This is a genomic window from Nguyenibacter sp. L1 (assembly GCF_035199985.1).
GTDB lineage: Bacteria > Pseudomonadota > Alphaproteobacteria > Acetobacterales > Acetobacteraceae > Gluconacetobacter > Gluconacetobacter vanlangensis.
The window spans coordinates 554,214-569,883 of the sequence record NZ_CP127015.1; the positions used below are offsets into that span (position 1 = coordinate 554,214).

At 71.4% G+C, this 15,670-nt stretch carries 15 protein-coding genes; 6 read left to right on the forward strand and 9 right to left on the reverse strand.

Annotated features, from left to right (window positions below; all coding sequences use genetic code 11):
* Positions 1-19 precede the first annotated feature (19 nt).
* From QN315_RS02495 to QN315_RS02505, 3 genes are all read right to left on the reverse strand, one after another.
* A complete protein-coding gene (locus QN315_RS02495; protein ID WP_323993779.1) occupies positions 20-493 on the reverse strand; it encodes a hypothetical protein in 474 nt (157 codons plus the stop codon).
* Between the two features lie 142 nt (positions 494-635).
* Positions 636-1,691, reverse strand: coding sequence for a recombinase RecA (gene recA / locus QN315_RS02500; protein WP_176641558.1), 1,056 nt, complete (start codon positions 1,689-1,691; stop codon positions 636-638).
* 175 nt (positions 1,692-1,866) lie between these two features.
* Positions 1,867-3,372 (reverse strand): gamma-glutamyltransferase, encoded by a 1,506-nt coding sequence (locus QN315_RS02505; RefSeq protein ID WP_408904569.1) that lies wholly within the window; start codon positions 3,370-3,372, stop codon positions 1,867-1,869.
* A gap of 221 nt (positions 3,373-3,593) precedes the next feature.
* Between QN315_RS02505 and QN315_RS02510 the strand changes: the two genes are divergently transcribed.
* A complete protein-coding gene (locus QN315_RS02510) occupies positions 3,594-4,388 on the forward strand; it encodes a DsbA family protein (protein WP_408904570.1) in 795 nt (264 codons plus the stop codon).
* Between the two features lie 60 nt (positions 4,389-4,448).
* Here QN315_RS02510 and hemA read toward each other — a convergent pair whose 3' ends face one another.
* Together hemA and QN315_RS02520 are read right to left on the reverse strand one after the other, a co-directional pair.
* Positions 4,449-5,759, reverse strand: a complete 1,311-nt coding sequence (gene hemA, locus QN315_RS02515; RefSeq protein ID WP_408904571.1) for a 5-aminolevulinate synthase — start codon at positions 5,757-5,759, stop codon at positions 4,449-4,451.
* Between the two features lie 46 nt (positions 5,760-5,805).
* On the reverse strand, positions 5,806-6,270 hold the full coding sequence (locus QN315_RS02520) for a hypothetical protein (RefSeq protein WP_323991357.1): 465 nt from the start codon (positions 6,268-6,270) through the stop codon (positions 5,806-5,808).
* Between the two features lie 153 nt (positions 6,271-6,423).
* Between QN315_RS02520 and QN315_RS02525 the strand changes: the two genes are divergently transcribed.
* The 3 genes from QN315_RS02525 to QN315_RS02535 are packed head-to-tail and all read left to right on the forward strand — an operon-like array spanning position 6,424 to position 10,817.
* On the forward strand, positions 6,424-8,550 hold the full coding sequence (locus QN315_RS02525; RefSeq protein WP_323991358.1) for a transketolase-like TK C-terminal-containing protein: 2,127 nt from the start codon (positions 6,424-6,426) through the stop codon (positions 8,548-8,550).
* A gap of 21 nt (positions 8,551-8,571) precedes the next feature.
* Positions 8,572-9,594, forward strand: coding sequence for a type I glyceraldehyde-3-phosphate dehydrogenase (gap, locus tag QN315_RS02530; protein ID WP_323991359.1), 1,023 nt, complete (start codon positions 8,572-8,574; stop codon positions 9,592-9,594).
* The gene (locus QN315_RS02535; protein WP_323991360.1) at positions 9,594-10,817 is read left to right on the forward strand and encodes a phosphoglycerate kinase; all 1,224 of its coding nucleotides are present in this window, start codon (positions 9,594-9,596) and stop codon (positions 10,815-10,817) included. Before gap ends, QN315_RS02535 begins: the two co-directional genes overlap by 1 nt.
* A gap of 71 nt (positions 10,818-10,888) precedes the next feature.
* Here the strand turns inward: QN315_RS02535 and ftsY are convergent, their stop codons facing one another.
* The 4 genes from ftsY to QN315_RS02555 all read right to left on the reverse strand — a co-directional run bounded on the left by ftsY (position 10,889) and on the right by QN315_RS02555 (position 14,412).
* Complete coding sequence (gene ftsY, locus QN315_RS02540) at positions 10,889-11,866, reverse strand: signal recognition particle-docking protein FtsY (RefSeq protein WP_176640499.1); 978 nt, start codon at positions 11,864-11,866, stop codon at positions 10,889-10,891.
* Between the two features lies 1 nt (position 11,867).
* Positions 11,868-13,127 (reverse strand): tRNA (N(6)-L-threonylcarbamoyladenosine(37)-C(2))-methylthiotransferase MtaB, encoded by a 1,260-nt coding sequence (mtaB, locus tag QN315_RS02545; RefSeq protein WP_323991361.1) that lies wholly within the window; start codon positions 13,125-13,127, stop codon positions 11,868-11,870.
* Positions 13,124-13,948, reverse strand: coding sequence for a diaminopimelate epimerase (gene dapF / locus QN315_RS02550; RefSeq protein ID WP_323991362.1), 825 nt, complete (start codon positions 13,946-13,948; stop codon positions 13,124-13,126). The genes mtaB and dapF overlap by 4 nt, the downstream gene beginning before the upstream one ends.
* Positions 13,949-14,010: 62 nt before the next feature.
* Entirely contained in the window at positions 14,011-14,412 is a 402-nt protein-coding gene (locus tag QN315_RS02555) for a VOC family protein (protein ID WP_323991363.1), read from the reverse strand.
* Between the two features lie 144 nt (positions 14,413-14,556).
* Between QN315_RS02555 and QN315_RS02560 the strand changes: the two genes are divergently transcribed.
* Entirely contained in the window at positions 14,557-15,201 is a 645-nt protein-coding gene (locus QN315_RS02560) for a class I SAM-dependent methyltransferase (RefSeq protein WP_323991364.1), read from the forward strand.
* A 93-nt stretch (positions 15,202-15,294) separates the two neighbouring features.
* Positions 15,295-15,663 carry a hypothetical protein gene (locus QN315_RS02565; protein WP_323991365.1) on the forward strand — a complete coding sequence of 123 codons (369 nt, stop codon included), beginning with the start codon at positions 15,295-15,297 and terminating at the stop codon, positions 15,661-15,663.
* Positions 15,664-15,670 lie beyond the last annotated feature (7 nt).

Consider the following 15,670-nt stretch of genomic DNA (forward strand, 5'->3'; position numbering starts at 1 on the left):
CTATGCCCTCTCTACACCCTTACGGGCCCGCGCCGCCCTGGCCTCCGCCGCGCCGCCCATGCGGGCCGTAGCTGACCTGCGTATCCGGGATGACATAATGGCCGCCCCCGTCCTTGTCGGCACTCTCGTCGCCCGCCGCGTTGGGATCGAATCCCGATGCGATGATCTGCATGCCCAGCGCATCGGGCAATGGCTGGTAATCCGGCGGCCGCGCCGCCGGATCGCCCGGCGCGGCGTCGTCCCGCCCGTCGCGCCATCCGCCGCCATGCCGTCCTCCGCCGTGCGGCCCGCCGCCCGATTGCGCCGCCGGCACATCGGCCGCGGCCATGCCCTCCGGCGGCACGTCGATCGAATCGCCATCCGGCCGCTTCGGCGCGCAACCCGCCAGACAGGCCGGAAGCAGGCAAGCCAGCAGCACGAAAGCCGGCGGCACCCACACCGACCGCACCCAAACCCGGCACGCCCCCGACCGGCGCTCCAAAAACAGACGCATCGACAACAGAGGCCCCGGCAACAAACGCCTTGGCAACAGACGCACCGGCGACAGGCACGCCCGTCCGCCCGGACACGGCGGTCCGGGTTCCGGCCCGCAAGCCGGGCGGCAGGTCACTGACCGGGGCGGCACATCACGCCGGTCACTCGGCCGCGTCGGCCAGGTCCTGTTCGCCGGGGGAGACCAGCATCGCCTCGGCCACCACGCCGGCCTGCTCGCGCACCCGGCGTTCGATATCGGCAGCCATCTCGGGATGGTCGCGCAGGAACTGCTTGGCGTTCTCGCGCCCCTGGCCGATCCGCTGGCTGTCATACGAGAACCAGGCCCCCGATTTCTCGACGATACCGGCCTTGACCCCCAGATCGATCAATTCGCCCATCTTGCTGATGCCTTCGCCATACACGATGTCGAATTCCACCTGGCGGAAGGGCGGGGCCATCTTGTTCTTGACGACCTTCACGCGGGTCTGGTTGCCCACGACCTCGTCCTTGTCCTTGATCTGCCCGATGCGGCGGATATCCATCCGGACCGAGGCATAGAATTTCAGCGCGTTGCCACCCGTCGTCGTCTCGGGGCTGCCGAACATCACGCCGATCTTCAGGCGGATCTGGTTCAGGAAGATCATCATGGTGTTGGACCGCGACACGGTGCCGGTCAGCTTGCGCAGCGCCTGGCTCATCAGCCGGGCATGCAGGCCGACATGGCTGTCGCCCATGTCGCCCTCCAGTTCCGCGCGCGGCACCAGGGCCGCGACGCTGTCCACCACCAGCACGTCGATCGCGCCCGACCGCACCAGCGTGTCGGCGATCTCCAGCGCCTGCTCGCCGGCATCGGGCTGGCTGATCAGCAGATTGTCGACATCCACCCCCAGCTTGCGGGCATAGCCGGGATCCAGCGCATGCTCGGCATCGATGAAGGCGCACACGCCGCCCTTCTTCTGGGCCTCGGCGATGGCATGCAGGGCCAGCGTCGTCTTGCCCGAGCTTTCGGGGCCATAGATCTCGACGATGCGCCCGCGCGGCAGCCCGCCGATCCCCAGCGCGATATCCAGGCCCAGCGAGCCGGTGGAAATGACGTCGACCTGCTCGTTGGGGCGCTGCCCCAGACGCATGACCGACCCTTTGCCGAACGCGCGCTCGATCTGGCTCAGCGCGCCTTCCAGCGCCTTGCTTTTGTCAATGCCCGGTGCCTGCGCCATCACCCCTACCCCGCTTTCCTGAAAATTCCCTGGTCCGCCCGCGCCGCCCCGTTCCACCCGGACAGCGCCCCAAGACTAGAACAAAACATGATCATCCACAAGCAGCCACCTCAGCCGTCCCTACCCCGGGCAGAGGGCCGAGGGGCAGAGGGCCGAGGCGCCCCGGCCGGCCCCGTCAGTCCGACCCCACCGCCAGCCCCGCCGACCTTGCATCGGTGCCGCCGGCGCAGCTCCCCTCGCCGCCCGGCACGCCGCCCGGGCAGGCAATGGCATTGATGCGCCCGTTGGCGGTCACCGGCCGCGCGCCGGGCTTCGCCCCGGCCAGGACCTGCCGCATCTCGGCGGCCACCGCGTCGGCCGCGTCGTTCTGGCCCGACCCGGTGACCACGGCGCGCAAGGTCGCGCCCTGGCTGGCGATCGCCGCCGTCAGCAGCGGGCGCGGCAGGCGCTGCGGCGACGCGCCGATGACGATGCCGGTGGCACCCGCCACCCGGCCGGTGCCGAACAGATTGTCCATGGTCAGGCTGCAGGCCACCGCCCCCCCATGCCGGTCGATCACGGCGAACGAGGTCGAGGCCGGCAGATGCGGCAGGGCGCCCCCCTGCGGGACCGCGCCGGAATCGACGACCGCCTGCGCACGCGCCACCAGTGCGGCCGCATCCTGCGTACCGCCGTCATGGGCGCGCCACGCCGCGACCGCGGACTGCCCGGCCGATCCGGCCGCACCGCCGGCCGACAGCGCCCTGAAGGCCACCGCGCTGCCCAGCCCGCCATCGGCCGGCGGCGGCAGGAACGCGACCGTCATGCGATCGGCACGGACCGTCAGCGGGATCGTCTCGGCCGGGATCGCGCGGCGCAGGTCGCCGGTCTGCAACCCGCCGCCCGCCGCCTGGCTGCCCGCGACGAAGGACTGCGCCAGCGCCCCGTTATACAGGTCGCCCACGCCCATGCTGCGCATCTGCTCCAGCACGCCCGCCAGATGAGGCTGCAGCAGCGTATCGCCCTCGACCAGCGCCTTGCCGTCGTCGCGACCGAAGATCGCGCGGGCACCGGGATCGGCCAGCAACGGCCCCTGCACCGCCGCCAGGTCGCCCGCCAGGGCATGGCTGACCGAAATGCCGCCCCGCGCCAGTTCCAGCGCCGGCGTGATGGTCTCGGAAAAATCGACGCTGCCGTAACGCACCTGCATCAGGTACAGCCCGCGCGCCAGCATCGGCACCGCCGCCGGCCGGTCGACCGGGGCGCTGCTCCCCGGCGCGGTCGTGCCCGCCACGGGCGTGAACAGGAAGGCATGCCCCCCTCCGCCATCGCCGGGGCGATAGGCCAGACAGGCCCCGCCCGCGCCCAGCGCCGCGCGCGACGGCAGGGTCACCGCCAGCGCCATGCCCAGCGCCGCGGCGGCGTCGGCGGCATTGCCGCCCCGCGCCAGCACGTCGCGCGCGACCAGCGCGGCCTGCGGTTCGTCCGCCACCACATTACCGATGAATCCGGTCAGGTACGGCGAGGTACTGCCGGTGCCGAACAGCGCATGGCCGAAAGTCTTGACCGTATTGGCCGTCTCGGACGAACACCCGGCCAGCGCGGCCGCCAGCAGCGTCGAGACCAGCACGCTCCCTCTGCGACGACGCGGGGCACGGCCCGGGACATTCGGGGCCCGGGGGGTCAGGGGACGCTCACGCACGCAGAAATTCTCCATAGCCACCGTTCGATCCCCGGGCGAGCCGCCGGGCCTTCGGGACTTAGCGGTCTTCTGGACCCTGGGCAACAGCACCCTGGAACGGCCCGCATCCTATCCCCGCCGCCCGTCCCCAACGCCAATGGCGATCGGGCCCGCGCCCTTTCGCCGCCATGCGATCTGCTCTACAGACGGCCGGTATCGGACCCGACCGCCGGAGCACGCCCTTGCCGCCCATCTCCCCCGCCCGCTCGTCCCTCCCGCGCCGCGCCGCGCGGCACGCCGCCGCACTGGCGGCCGCGCTGTGGCTCCCGGGCGGCGGCGCGGCCCATGCCGAGGGCAGCTTCACCCCGGACCAGCGGCGCGAGATCGTCGAGATCGTCCGCAACGCGCTGAAGACCGACCCGACCATCCTGTCCGACGCCATCGCCGCCCTCCGCGCCGGGGCCGAGGCCCAGGCACAGGCCACCACACGCGACGCGTTGGCCGCCAACCGCGCGGCGCTGACCAATCCGCTCCCCACCGACGCCATCCTGGGCAATCCGCGCGGCCGCACCATCATGGTGGAATTCTACGACCCGCGCTGCCCCTATTGCCGCAAGGTCCTGCCCGACCTCGACCGGCTGGTGCATGACGATCCCGACGTCCGGATCGTCGAAAAAGTGGTGCCGGTGCTGGGCCCGGCCAGCCTGCTGGCCGCCCAGGCCATCGCCGCCGCCGCCCTGCAGGGCGGGCAGGACGCCTATTTCCGCATGCAGCACGCCCTGATGACCGACAGCCAGAAGCCGGACATGGCGCACATCCGCGCCCTGGCGGCGCAGGCCGGGCTGGATGCCGACCGGCTGGCCAGGGACATGGGCGGCGCGGACGTGTCGGCCACCTTGCGGGCCAACATGACGCTGGCCAACGCGATCCACCTCGAGGGCACGCCCACCTTCGTCTTCGACGCGCACTACGTCATCCCCGGCGCGGTCGACCTGGACGACCTGAAGGCCGCGATCGCAAAGGTCCGCCACGGCTGACCGCTACGCCCCAAACGGTCCCCCGCCGGTCCGGGGGGCCTCCCCCGCCCGGCGGCGCCCTTACGCGGCCTCGGTATGCCGGTCGGCCGACACGCCCAGCAGCCTGGCCAGGGCCGCGACCATGTCGTCCATCATCGCGTCGGTATGGAACGGCCCCGGCGTCAGGCGCAGCCGCTCGGTGCCGCGCGGCACGGTGGGATAGTTGATCGGCGTGGCGTACAGCCCGTATTCCGCCAGCAGGCGGCGGCTGATCTCGGTGCAGCGATCCGCATCCCCCACCGGAATCGGCACGATGTGGCTGGGGGTCTCCATGAACGGCACCCCCGCCGCCCGCAGCCGGCCGCGAAACGCCGCGACGCGCGCGAACAGCCGCTCGCGCCGCCACGACTCGCGGCGCACCAGCCGCACACTGGCCAGCGCCGCCGCCACCACCGAGGGCGGCAGCGCGGTGGTGAAGATGAAGCCGGACGCCACGCTGCGCAGATAATCGATCAGTTCGGCCGATCCGGTGACATACCCGCCATGGACGCCGAATCCCTTGGCCAGCGTGCCCTCGACGATGTCGACCTGATCGGCCACGCCGTCGCGCCGCGCCACGCCCGCGCCCTCGGGGCCGTACAGCCCCACGGCATGGACCTCGTCCAGATAGGTCATGGCCCCGTATTTCCGCGCCAGCGCACAGGTGGCCGCGATATCGGCAATGTCGCCGTCCATCGAATAGACGCTCTCGAAGGCGATCAGCTTCGGCGCATCCTTGGGCGCGGCCGCCAGCTTGGCTTCCAGGTCCGCCAGGTCGTTATGTTCGAAGATCACGCACGAGGCGCCGCGCGCCCCCTTGATCCCGGCGATCATCGAGGCATGGTTCTGCCGGTCGGAAAAGCAGATCCACCCCGGCATGCTGGTCAGGATCGCCTGCAGGCTGGCCTGATTCGAGACATAGCCCGACACGAACAGCAGCCCCGCCTCCTTGCCGTGCAGGTCGGCCAGCTCGGCCTCCAGCGCGGCATGAAGCGGGCTGGTGCCCGCGATGTTGCGCGTGCCGCCCGCCCCGGCCCCATGCTCGCGGATCGCGGCGATCGCGGCCTCGACCACCGCCGGCTCGACCCCCATGCCCAGGTAGTCGTTCGCGGACCAGACCACCACCTCGCGCCCGTCCGCGGCGGCGACCGCCTGGACGTCGCCGCCCTGCTCATAGACCGGAAAACGATCGGCCTGGCGCGCCAGCGGCGTAAACTGGCGATAACGACCCTGTTTGCGGATATCTTCCAGCGCGGACCGGCAGAACCGGTAGAAAGGATGTCCGCCCACGTCGATGCTGGCCACTCTCGAATTCTCCTGCGCCGCCGCCGGCCCGGCGGGCCGGCGCGTCATGCGCCGTTGCGGTTCGTGCGCTTCGCCGCACGGATATCGGTTCGGATCACCGCACATACACCCGGACCGCGCCCGCGGTCACCGTCGAATCCGACATGGCGGACATTTCCACCTGGGCCGGACGGGCCCCGTCCGCGACGATGGCCGCCGCCACGGCCCTCCCGTCGGCCGCCATGGCGCGGGTCAGCGCCGCGCCCTCGGCCTCCGGCGTCGGGCCCGCCGGCACGATGATCGTCACCACGAACAGCACGTTCGGCTTGCGCGCCAGGGCACGCGCCACCGCGTCCTTCAGCGCCGGCTGCCAGCGTTCGGCCGGCGTGCCCAGTCCGATCTGCACCAGCGGCGGAACGGGCGGCGGCGGCGGCCTGGACGGCGGGTAATGCGGCACCGGCGGCCGGCTGGCACGCGGGTCGAAGGTCCGCTGGTCCACCAGATTGCAGGACGCCAGGCACAGGATCCCGGCGGCGGACACGGCCGTCAGGACGGGAACAGGGCGAAGACGGTTCAGCATGGCGCGCCACGGTTACAGCATCCGCCGGACGGGGCAAGGGCGTTTCGGGGCGCATATGCTTGCTTGCGCGCCCGCCCGCCGCCCTCCTATAGCCTGTCGACCGCCCTCCCGGCCCGCGCCGGGCGGGCACCCATATCAGGGACGGCCCCGCGCATGGCAGGCGCGCAAACCAGTTTGACCGAACGGGACGACCCGGCACACGCGCCGGAAGCTCCCCTCCCAGACTCTCTCCTGGCCCCTCCGGCCGCGCACGACACGATCCGCGCGCTGCGCGACGCCGCGCACCGCTTCATCGCCGCGTCGATCGCGGACGAGGATCAGGCCGCCCGGGCCGCCGCCATGGCCGTGCCGGCCTGCGTGCTGTGGAACCAGTTCCTGCGCTTCGACCCCACCAATCCCGACTGGCCGGACCGTGACCGCTTCGTCGTGTCCTCGACCCGTCACCGGCCGCTGCTGCACGCCATGATGCGCCTGGCGGGCCAGACCGCCGCCGGCGAGGGCGTGATCGAATACGGCGCCCACCCGGCGGTCGAAATGGCCTTCGGTCCCAGCGGCCAGGGGCTGGGGGCGGCCATCGGCCTGGCGCTGGCCGAACGGCAGATGGCCACGCGCTTCGGGCGCTCCATCGTCAATCACCGGGTCTGGGTCCTGTCCTGCGCCACCGAACTCTCGACCGGCGTCGCGCTCGAAACCGCCTCGCTCGCCGCGCGCATGGCGCTGGACCGGGTGACGGTGCTGCTGGAAATCACGCCCGAGGACGCGGACGACGCCGCCGACGCGCTGGCCCGCCACGTCGCCAGCGGCTGGTCGGTCCGCCAGGTGGCCGCCGACGATTCGGACGCGGTCCATGCCGCGCTGGCCGCCGCCATGCGCTCGCGCAAGCCCTGCATGGTGGCCTGCACCGTACGGGCGACGCCGCGCCGCATCCCGCTCCGGGCGCCCCAGGGCGACCTGGCCAGCCTGATGTGGGCGCGGGTGACGCGCCGGGGCGCCGCCGCCCGGCGCTCCTGGCTGCGGCGGGTGGCCAAGCACCGCCACCGCGCCGAATTCGAACGCACGATCGAGGGCCGCCTGCCCTCCTTCTGGCGCGAGGACTGGATCCGCTCGTGGCAGGTCGCGGCCGGCCCGCTGCCGTCGGCGATGCTGCATACCGCGACGCTCCGCCCCGCCGCGCTGCGCGCCAGCCGGCCGCGCGCCGGCCAGCCCGCGCCCACGGGCCGCCCCGCCCCCGCCCCGCCCCGTCCCGCCGGCAGTACCACCACGGGCACCACCACCACAGCCGGAACGACCTTGGCCCATGGCCGCCAGGGACTGGTCGTCCTGCGCGACCTGCTGCCGGAATTGCTGTGCCTGTTCTCCCGCCGCGGGGGCGAATTGACCAGCCCCGTCTGGGGCGACGACCCGGCGGCCGATTGCGGCATCCGCGTCCACGGCCTGGCGGCGCTGCTGAACGGGGTGGCGGCCCATGGCGGGCTGATCCCGTGCGGGGCGACCACCTTCGTCGCCATCGACCGCATGCGGCCGGCCCTGCGCTTCGCCGCCCTGATGCGGCGGCAGGTCATCTACCTGCTGACCGATGACGGGCTGGCCCTGGGCCAGGACGGCGCCGGCTGGCTGCCGGTCGAGCAGTTGGCCAGCCTGCGCGCCATGCCCAACGTCGCGGTCTTCCGCCCCGCCGACCGGCGCGAGACGATGGAAAGCTGGGAACTGGCGCTGCGCCGCACCGACGGCCCCAGCCTGATCACCCTGTGCCCCACGGCCGGCGAGGGGGCGGAGTCCGCCGAACCGCGCGGCCGGCGCCCGCGCTTCGGCAGCGCGCGCGGCGGCTATGTGCTCGACGAGCCCCGGGCCCCGCGCCAGGTCACGCTGATCGCCACGGGCAGCGAGGTCGCGATCGCCCGCCAGGCCCAGCGCGCGCTGACGCACGAGGGCGTGCACGCGGCGCTGGTCTCCCTACCCTGCTGGGAACTCTTCGCCCGGCAGGACGCCGCCTATCGCGACCAGGTGCTGGGCCAGGCCCCGCGCATCGGCATCGAGGCCGCCTCGGCCTTCGGCTGGGAACGCTGGCTGGGTCCGGGCGGCGCCTTCATCGGCATGGAGGATTTCGGCGAGACCGCGCCCGCCAGCGAACTCTACCGCCGGCTGGGCATCACCGCCGAACGGATCTGCGACACCGCAATCCGGCTGATCGGCGAGACAGGGCGTGACTTTCCGTCGCCTTCCGGGCAGAAAGCTGAGAGCGGCCGCGCCCAGCCAAGGCCGACGGCCCGAAAAGGCTGAAACGAACGGGAGAGAAATCGAATGGCTGTCAAAGTCGCAATCAACGGCTTCGGCCGGATCGGCCGCCTGGTCCTGCGCGGCATCATCGAAAGCGGACGCACCGACGTCGAGCTGGTGGCCATCAATGACCTGGGCAGCGTCGCCGACAACGCCCACCTGCTGACCTATGACAGCATCCATGGCCGCTTCCCCGGCGAGGTGCGGGTCGAAGGCAACAGCATCGTCATCACCGCGAACGGCCGCACCTACGCGCCGATCCAGGTATCGGCCGAACCCGACCCGACCAAGCTGCCGTTCGAGGGCGTCGACGTGGCCATGGAATGCACCGGCCGCTTCACGACCAAGGAAAAAGCCGCGCACCTGATCGAAGCCGGCGCGCGCAAGGTCATCATCTCGGCCCCCGGCACCCATGTCGACGCCACCATCGTCTACGGCGTGAACCAGGACACGCTGACCAGCGACATGACGGTGATCTCGAACGCGTCCTGCACCACCAACTGCCTGGCCCCGGTGGCCAAGGTGCTGGACGACGCGTTCGGCATCGAGCGCGGCTACATGGTCACCATCCATTCCTATACCGGCGACCAGCGCACGGTGGACACGCTGCACAAGGACCCGCGCCGGGCCCGCGCGGCGGCGATCAACCTCATCCCGTCCTCGACCGGCGCCGCCCGCGCGATCGGCCTGGTCCTGCCGCACCTCAAGGGCAAGCTGGACGGCACCTCGATCCGCGTGCCCACCCCCAACGTGTCGCTGGTGTCGCTGGATTTCGTGCCGACCCGCATCCCCGCCTCGGTCGAGGAAGTGAACGAGGCGGTGCGCAAGGCCGCGTCCGAAGGCCCGCTGAAGGGCGTTCTGGCCTATAACACCGCGCCGCTGGTCAGCTCGGACTTCAACCACAACATCGCGTCCTCGACCTTCGACGCCACGGAAACCGCGCTGATCGACGGCGGCAAGATGGTGCGCATCTGTAGCTGGTACGACAATGAATGGGGCTTCTCCAACCGCATGTCCGACACGGCCGCGGTCTTCGGGTCCCTCTGATGGCCGCCCTGTCCTTCAAGACGCTGGACGCCTTGCAGCCCAAGGGGCGCAAGGTGCTCCTGCGCGCCGACCTCAACGTGCCCGTGCGCGACGGCCGGATCACCGACCTGACGCGGATCGAACGCCTGATCCCCACCATCCGCGAACTGGCGGACAAGGGGGCCCGGGTGATCGTCGCCAGCCATTTCGACCGCCCGAAGGGCAAGCGCGTCCCCGAGATGTCGCTGGCCCCGATCGCCCAGGCCTTGGGCCAGGCGCTGGGCCGCCCGGTCCAATTCGCCGACGACTGCGTGGGCCCGGTGGCCGAGGCCGCCGTCGCCAGGCTGCAGGACGGCGACGTGCTGGTGCTGGAGAACACCCGCTTTTACGCCGGCGAGGAAAAGAACGACCCGGACCTGTCCAAGGCGCTGGCGTCGCTGGCCGACGATTACGTCAATGACGCGTTCTCCGCGGCTCACCGCGCCCATGCCTCGACCGAAGGCGTCGCGCGCTTCCTGCCGTCCTTCGCCGGCCGCCTGATGGAGGCCGAGCTGAACGCGCTGAACGTCGCGCTGGAAAACCCGGTCCGTCCGGTCGGCGCGATCGTGGGCGGCGCCAAGATCTCGACCAAGCTGGACCTGATCGGCAACCTGCTGGAAAAGGTCGACGTGCTGATCGTCGGCGGCGCCATGGCCAATACCTTCCTGGCCGCCAAGGGCGTGAATGTCGGCAAGTCGCTGCAGGAAGCCGACATGCACGACACCGCGCGCGCGATCATGGCCAAGGCCCAGGCAAGCGGCTGCGAGATCGTGCTGCCGGTCGACGCGGTGACGGCGACGGAATTCAAGGCCGATCCGCCGACCAAGATCGTGCCGGTCGATGCCATCCCCGCCGATTCCATGGTCCTGGACGCCGGTCCCGCGAGCGTTGAGCTGCTGCGCGAGAAGATCGTCGGGCTCAAGACCCTGGTCTGGAACGGCCCGCTCGGCGCGTTCGAGCTGCATCCCTTCGACGCCGCCACCAACCAGGTCGCGGCCGAGGTCGCCCGCCGCACCCAGGCCGGCCAGTTGACCAGCGTCGCCGGCGGCGGCGACACGGTCTCGGCGCTGCGCCATGCCGGCGTGGCGGACGAAATGTCCTACACCTCGACCGCGGGCGGCGCCTTCCTGGAATGGCTGGAAGGCAAGACCCTGCCCGGCATCCAGGCCCTCGGCGAGATCTCGGAACGGTTCCTGCCGCTCTGAACCGCCAAGCTTGACCATTCAGGCTTGACCATTATCGGGGGGCACGGTCCGCGCGGACCGTGCCCCGTCGATCAGGCCGGCTCGTCCGCCGCCCCCTCTCCCTCTTCCGGCGCCTGTCCCGTCAGCCGCACCGAATCGCCCACCAACCCGTGCGCGAAGGCTTCCGCCGAGAAGGGACGCAGATCCTCGGCCTGCTCGCCCACGCCCACCGCATGGACCGGCAGGCCGAAACTGTCGGCCAGCGCCACAACGATGCCGCCGCGCGCCGATCCGTCCAGCTTGGTCACCACCAGCCCGGTGACGTTGACCAGCTCCTTGAACACCCGTACCTGCTCGATCGCGTTCTGCCCCGTCGTCGCATCCAGCACCAGCAGGACGGAATGCGGCGCGCTCTCGTCGAACTTGCGCATCACGCGGATGATCTTGGCCAGTTCCTCCATCAGCGCGCCCTTGTTGTGCAGGCGGCCGGCGGTATCGATCAGCAGCAGGTCCGCCCCCTCGGCCTGGGCGCGCTTCAGGGCCTCGAACGCCAGCCCGGCCGCGTCGGCATTGGGCGGCCCGGCAATCACCGGCGCGCCGACCCGCTGGCCCCAGATCTGCAGCTGCTCCACGGCGGCGGCACGGAACGTATCGCCCGCCACCATCATCACCTTCAGCCCCTGCTCGCCGTAATAGCGGGCCATCTTGCCGATCGTGGTGGTCTTGCCGGTGCCGTTCACCCCCACCACCAGCACCACATGCGGCTTGCGCTGCGGATCGGGGACGAAGGGCACGGCGACCGGCTCCAGCACGCGGGCGATTTCCGCCGACAGCGCCTGGCGGACCTCCTCGTCCGTCACCTCGGCGCCGAAGCGCGAATGACGGAACGCCGCGATGATCCGCGCCGCGACATTGGGGCCCAGGTCCGCCGCGATCAGCAGATCCTCCAGTTCCTCCAGCGCCTCGTCATCCAGCTTGCGGCGGGTAAAGACCGCGGCGATGCCGCCGCCCAGCTTCTGGGTCGAGCGCGACAATCCCGCCTTGAGACGGGAGAAAAAACCGAGTGCCATGTCAGAGGGTTTCCGCCACCAGTCCGTTTTCGTCAACCGCCGTCGGCCGCACGGTCACGATCCGCCCCATATCGGCTCCCGCCTCGGCCGCCGCCCCGACCAGCCGCACCGGCGCGAATTCCTCGGAATGCCCGCTGGTCGGGGTCTCCAGCAGCACGTTCAGCGGCCGGCCCAGCAGCCGGGCGTGATAATCGCGCGCCGCCTCCTGCCCCGCCGCGCGCAGTTCGGCCGCGCGCGCCTTGCGCGCCGGCACCGGCACGGCGGGCATCCGCGCCGCCGGCGTCCCCGGCCGCTCGCTGTAGGGAAAGACATGCAGATAGGGCAGGCCCTGCCCCCGCACGAAATCCAGCGTCTCGGCGAACAGCGCGTCGGTCTCGGTCGGAAACCCCGCGATGATGTCGGCGCCGATGCCCAGCTCGGGGCGGCAGGCCCGCGCCCGCGCGATCACCCGCGCCACGTCGTCCACCAGGTGCCGCCGCTTCATCCGCTTCAGCACGATGTCCGACCCGGCCTGCAGCGACAGATGCAGATAGGGCATGAAGCGCCGCTCCTCGGCCAGCAGCCGCCACAGATCCTCGTCGATCTCCACCGGATCGACCGAGGACAGGCGCAGCCGCTCCAGCTCCGGCACCAGGGCCAGCACGCGGCGGCAGAGCTGCCCCAGCGGCGGCCTGCCCGGCAGGTCCCCGCCCCACGAGGTGATGTCGACCCCGGTCAGCACCACTTCGCGATAGCCCGACGCCACCAGCGCGCGCACCTGCTCGACCACCGCCCCCACCGGGACCGAGCGCGACGGTCCCCGGCCGAAGGGAATGATGCAGAAGGTACAGCGATGGTCGCACCCCTGCTGCACCTCGACGAAGGCGCGGGTCCGGCCGGCGAACTCGGTGACCAGATGGGGCACCGTCTCGGTGGCCGCCATGATGTCGGATACCGCGCGCCCCTCCTCCAGCGCCGCGCGGGTCCAGCTCGCGGCCTCCAGCTTCTCGCGGTTGCCCAGCACGCGGGCCACCCCCGGCAGGGCCGCCCAGCGGTCCGGGTCGATCTGCGCGGCGCAGCCGGTCACCACGATGCGCGCGTCCGGCCGGTCGCGATGGGCGCGACGGATCGCCTGGCGGGCCTGGCGCTCGGCCTCGGCCGTCACGGCGCAGGTATTGACGATGATGACATCCTCCAGCGCCGCCGCATGCCCGCGCATCACCTCGCTCTCATAGGTATTGAGGCGACAGCCGAAGGTCAGGATCTCCGGGGCGCCCGTCATGACGGCACGCCCTCGGCCGGCACCGCGCCGGTGAAGCTAACGGTCGCGGGCCCGGTCATCAGCACGTGCCCGTCGGATTCCCGCCAGGCGATCGACAGCGTGCCGCCATCCATCTCGACCGCGCAGGCCCGGTCGACCAGCCCGCGCCGCACCGCGTTGACCACCGCCGCGCACGCGCCGGACCCGCAGGCCAGCGTCAGCCCGCTTCCACGCTCCCACACCCGCAGGCGCATCGCGTCGCGCGCGCGGACCTGCGCGAAGCCGATATTGGCCCGCTCGGGGAACAGCGGGTCATGTTCCAGCAGCGGCCCGGCGACCGACGGGTCCATGTCCAGCATGTCGGCCAGAAAGAACGTGGCGTGCGGGTTGCCCATCGACGCCGCCGCCGGATCGCCCGCCAGCGGCAGATGCAGCGTATCGGCCGCCTGCGACAGCGGCACGTCGCGCCACTCCAGGGCGGGCGGCCCCATATCGACCGTCACCGCGCCATCCTGCCCGATCCAGGCGGGCAGCAGCCCGGCGCGGGTCTGCAGCACGCACTCGCGCAGCCCCTCTTCCCGCCGCAGCCATTCCGCGACGCAGCGCGAGGCATTGCCGCAGGCCCCGGCCTCGCTGCCGTCGGCGTTGAAGAAACGCACGAAGACGTCTGCCCCCTCGCGGCAGGCCGGCCGCAGCACCACGAACTGGTCGCAGCCGATCCCGCGATGGCGGTCCGCCAGCGCCGCGATCCGCGCCGGGCTCAGGCCATGGCGCCGGGCGCGCTCGTCGACGATGACGAAATCATTGCCCAGGCCGTGCATCTTGTAGAACGGGATCATCATGCGCGCCTTATACGGCACGAGTCGCGATTACGCGAGAAAAGCCTGTATCCCCCCGCCGTTCCCTACAGGAAGCGGCCCGGCGCGCCGCGCTGCAGCACCTCGATCCGATAGCCGTCCGGATCGGTGACGAAGAAGAAGCGCCCCACTACCCGCTCGCCCAGCGACAATTGCCGGACCGGCTGCGGCGCCAGCCCCTCGCGCACGAACCGCGCATGCTCGGCATCCAGGTCGGCGACCGACACCGCCAGATGCCCATAGCCGTCACCCAGGTCATAGGGACGGTCGCGGTCATGGTTGACCGTCAGCTCCAGCTCGAAACTCTGCTCCGCATTGGACAGATAGATCAGCGTGAACCCCTCGAGGGCCACCCGCTCGGCCACCGCCAGGCCGAACGCCTTCGCATAGAAGGCCACCGACACGCCCTCGTCGCGCACCCGGATCATGGAATGAATCAGTCTGGCCATCGCCCGCCCCTTCTCCTCTGACAAATCCTCTGGCAGGCCGCGGATCATAACGGCCCGCGCGCGCCGGAAAAGAGACGAACGCCCAAAGAGACGAACGCCGCCCAAGGTCTGGATTTTCCGCCCGTTCCGTCGCATCTGCAGCCCATGACCGAGATGCACGGATTCCACCCCGCCGCCTTCACCGTCGCCAGCGCCGCGCCCGACGCCGAATTCTTCGCGCACCGCGCCCCCGGCCCGCTGCTGGACCCGGGCGCGCGGGCGGCGGTGACGGCCCTCTATCACACGCTGATCGCCGAAGGCGCCGACATCCTGGACCTGATGGCCGGCCCGCACAGCCACCTGCCGCCCGACCTTCCGCGCGGCACCGTCATCGGCATCGGGCTGGACCGCGCGGTCATGCAGGACAATGTGGACCTCACGCACCGGATCGTGCAGGACCTGAACGAAGACCCCACCCTGCCCCTGCCCGACGAGACGATGGACGTCGCCTGCCTCTGCGACGTCGTTCCCTATCTGCGCCACCCCCTGGTCACCCTCGCCGAAATCCTCCGCGTCCTGCGCCCCGGCGGCGTGGCGATCCTGACCTTCTCCGACCGGTTCCTGCCGCAGAAGGCCGTGGCGCTGTGGCAGGCGCTGGACCATGACGACCGGCGCCGGCTGCTGGACATGCTGCTGACCCGCGCCGGCTTTTCCGGCATCGACAGCGGCGAGGTCCAGCCTCCGTCGGACGACCCGTCCTGGCGCGACGCGGTCTATGCGGTCACCGCGCGGCGGCCCCACGCGGCCTGACCGCCCGCCTCCGCGAAAGGCGAGTTGCACCCGGCGGCAAAAGAGACGATGTTCCCGGCTGGCCGAACCAACGGATAAAGGAGTACGCGGTCGATGCTGGACAGGATGCTGCGCGGGCTGACCCTCCCCTTCTGCCTGGCCGCGCTGGCCGCCCCCGTTCTCGCGGCCCCCCTTCTCGCCGGCCCGGCCCTGGCCGATGACGAGGACGGCCCCAAGACCCCCTCGATGCACCAGATGGCCGCCAACCCGCCGGTCCCCCGCGCGCGCAAGGATTTCAGCCAGTTCCGCTACCGCCCGGCGGGCGACAAGGTGGTCGAGCAGTCCGACGCCAACCGCCTGCTGTTCTGGACGCCCGAAGGCACGCCCGACGGCTACGCCGAACGCAGGGGCGACGCCATCTTCTATTACGACCGTGCCGGCAAGGTCACCCGCGTCGATCCCGCCGATCCGGCGACGTACTGATCCACTC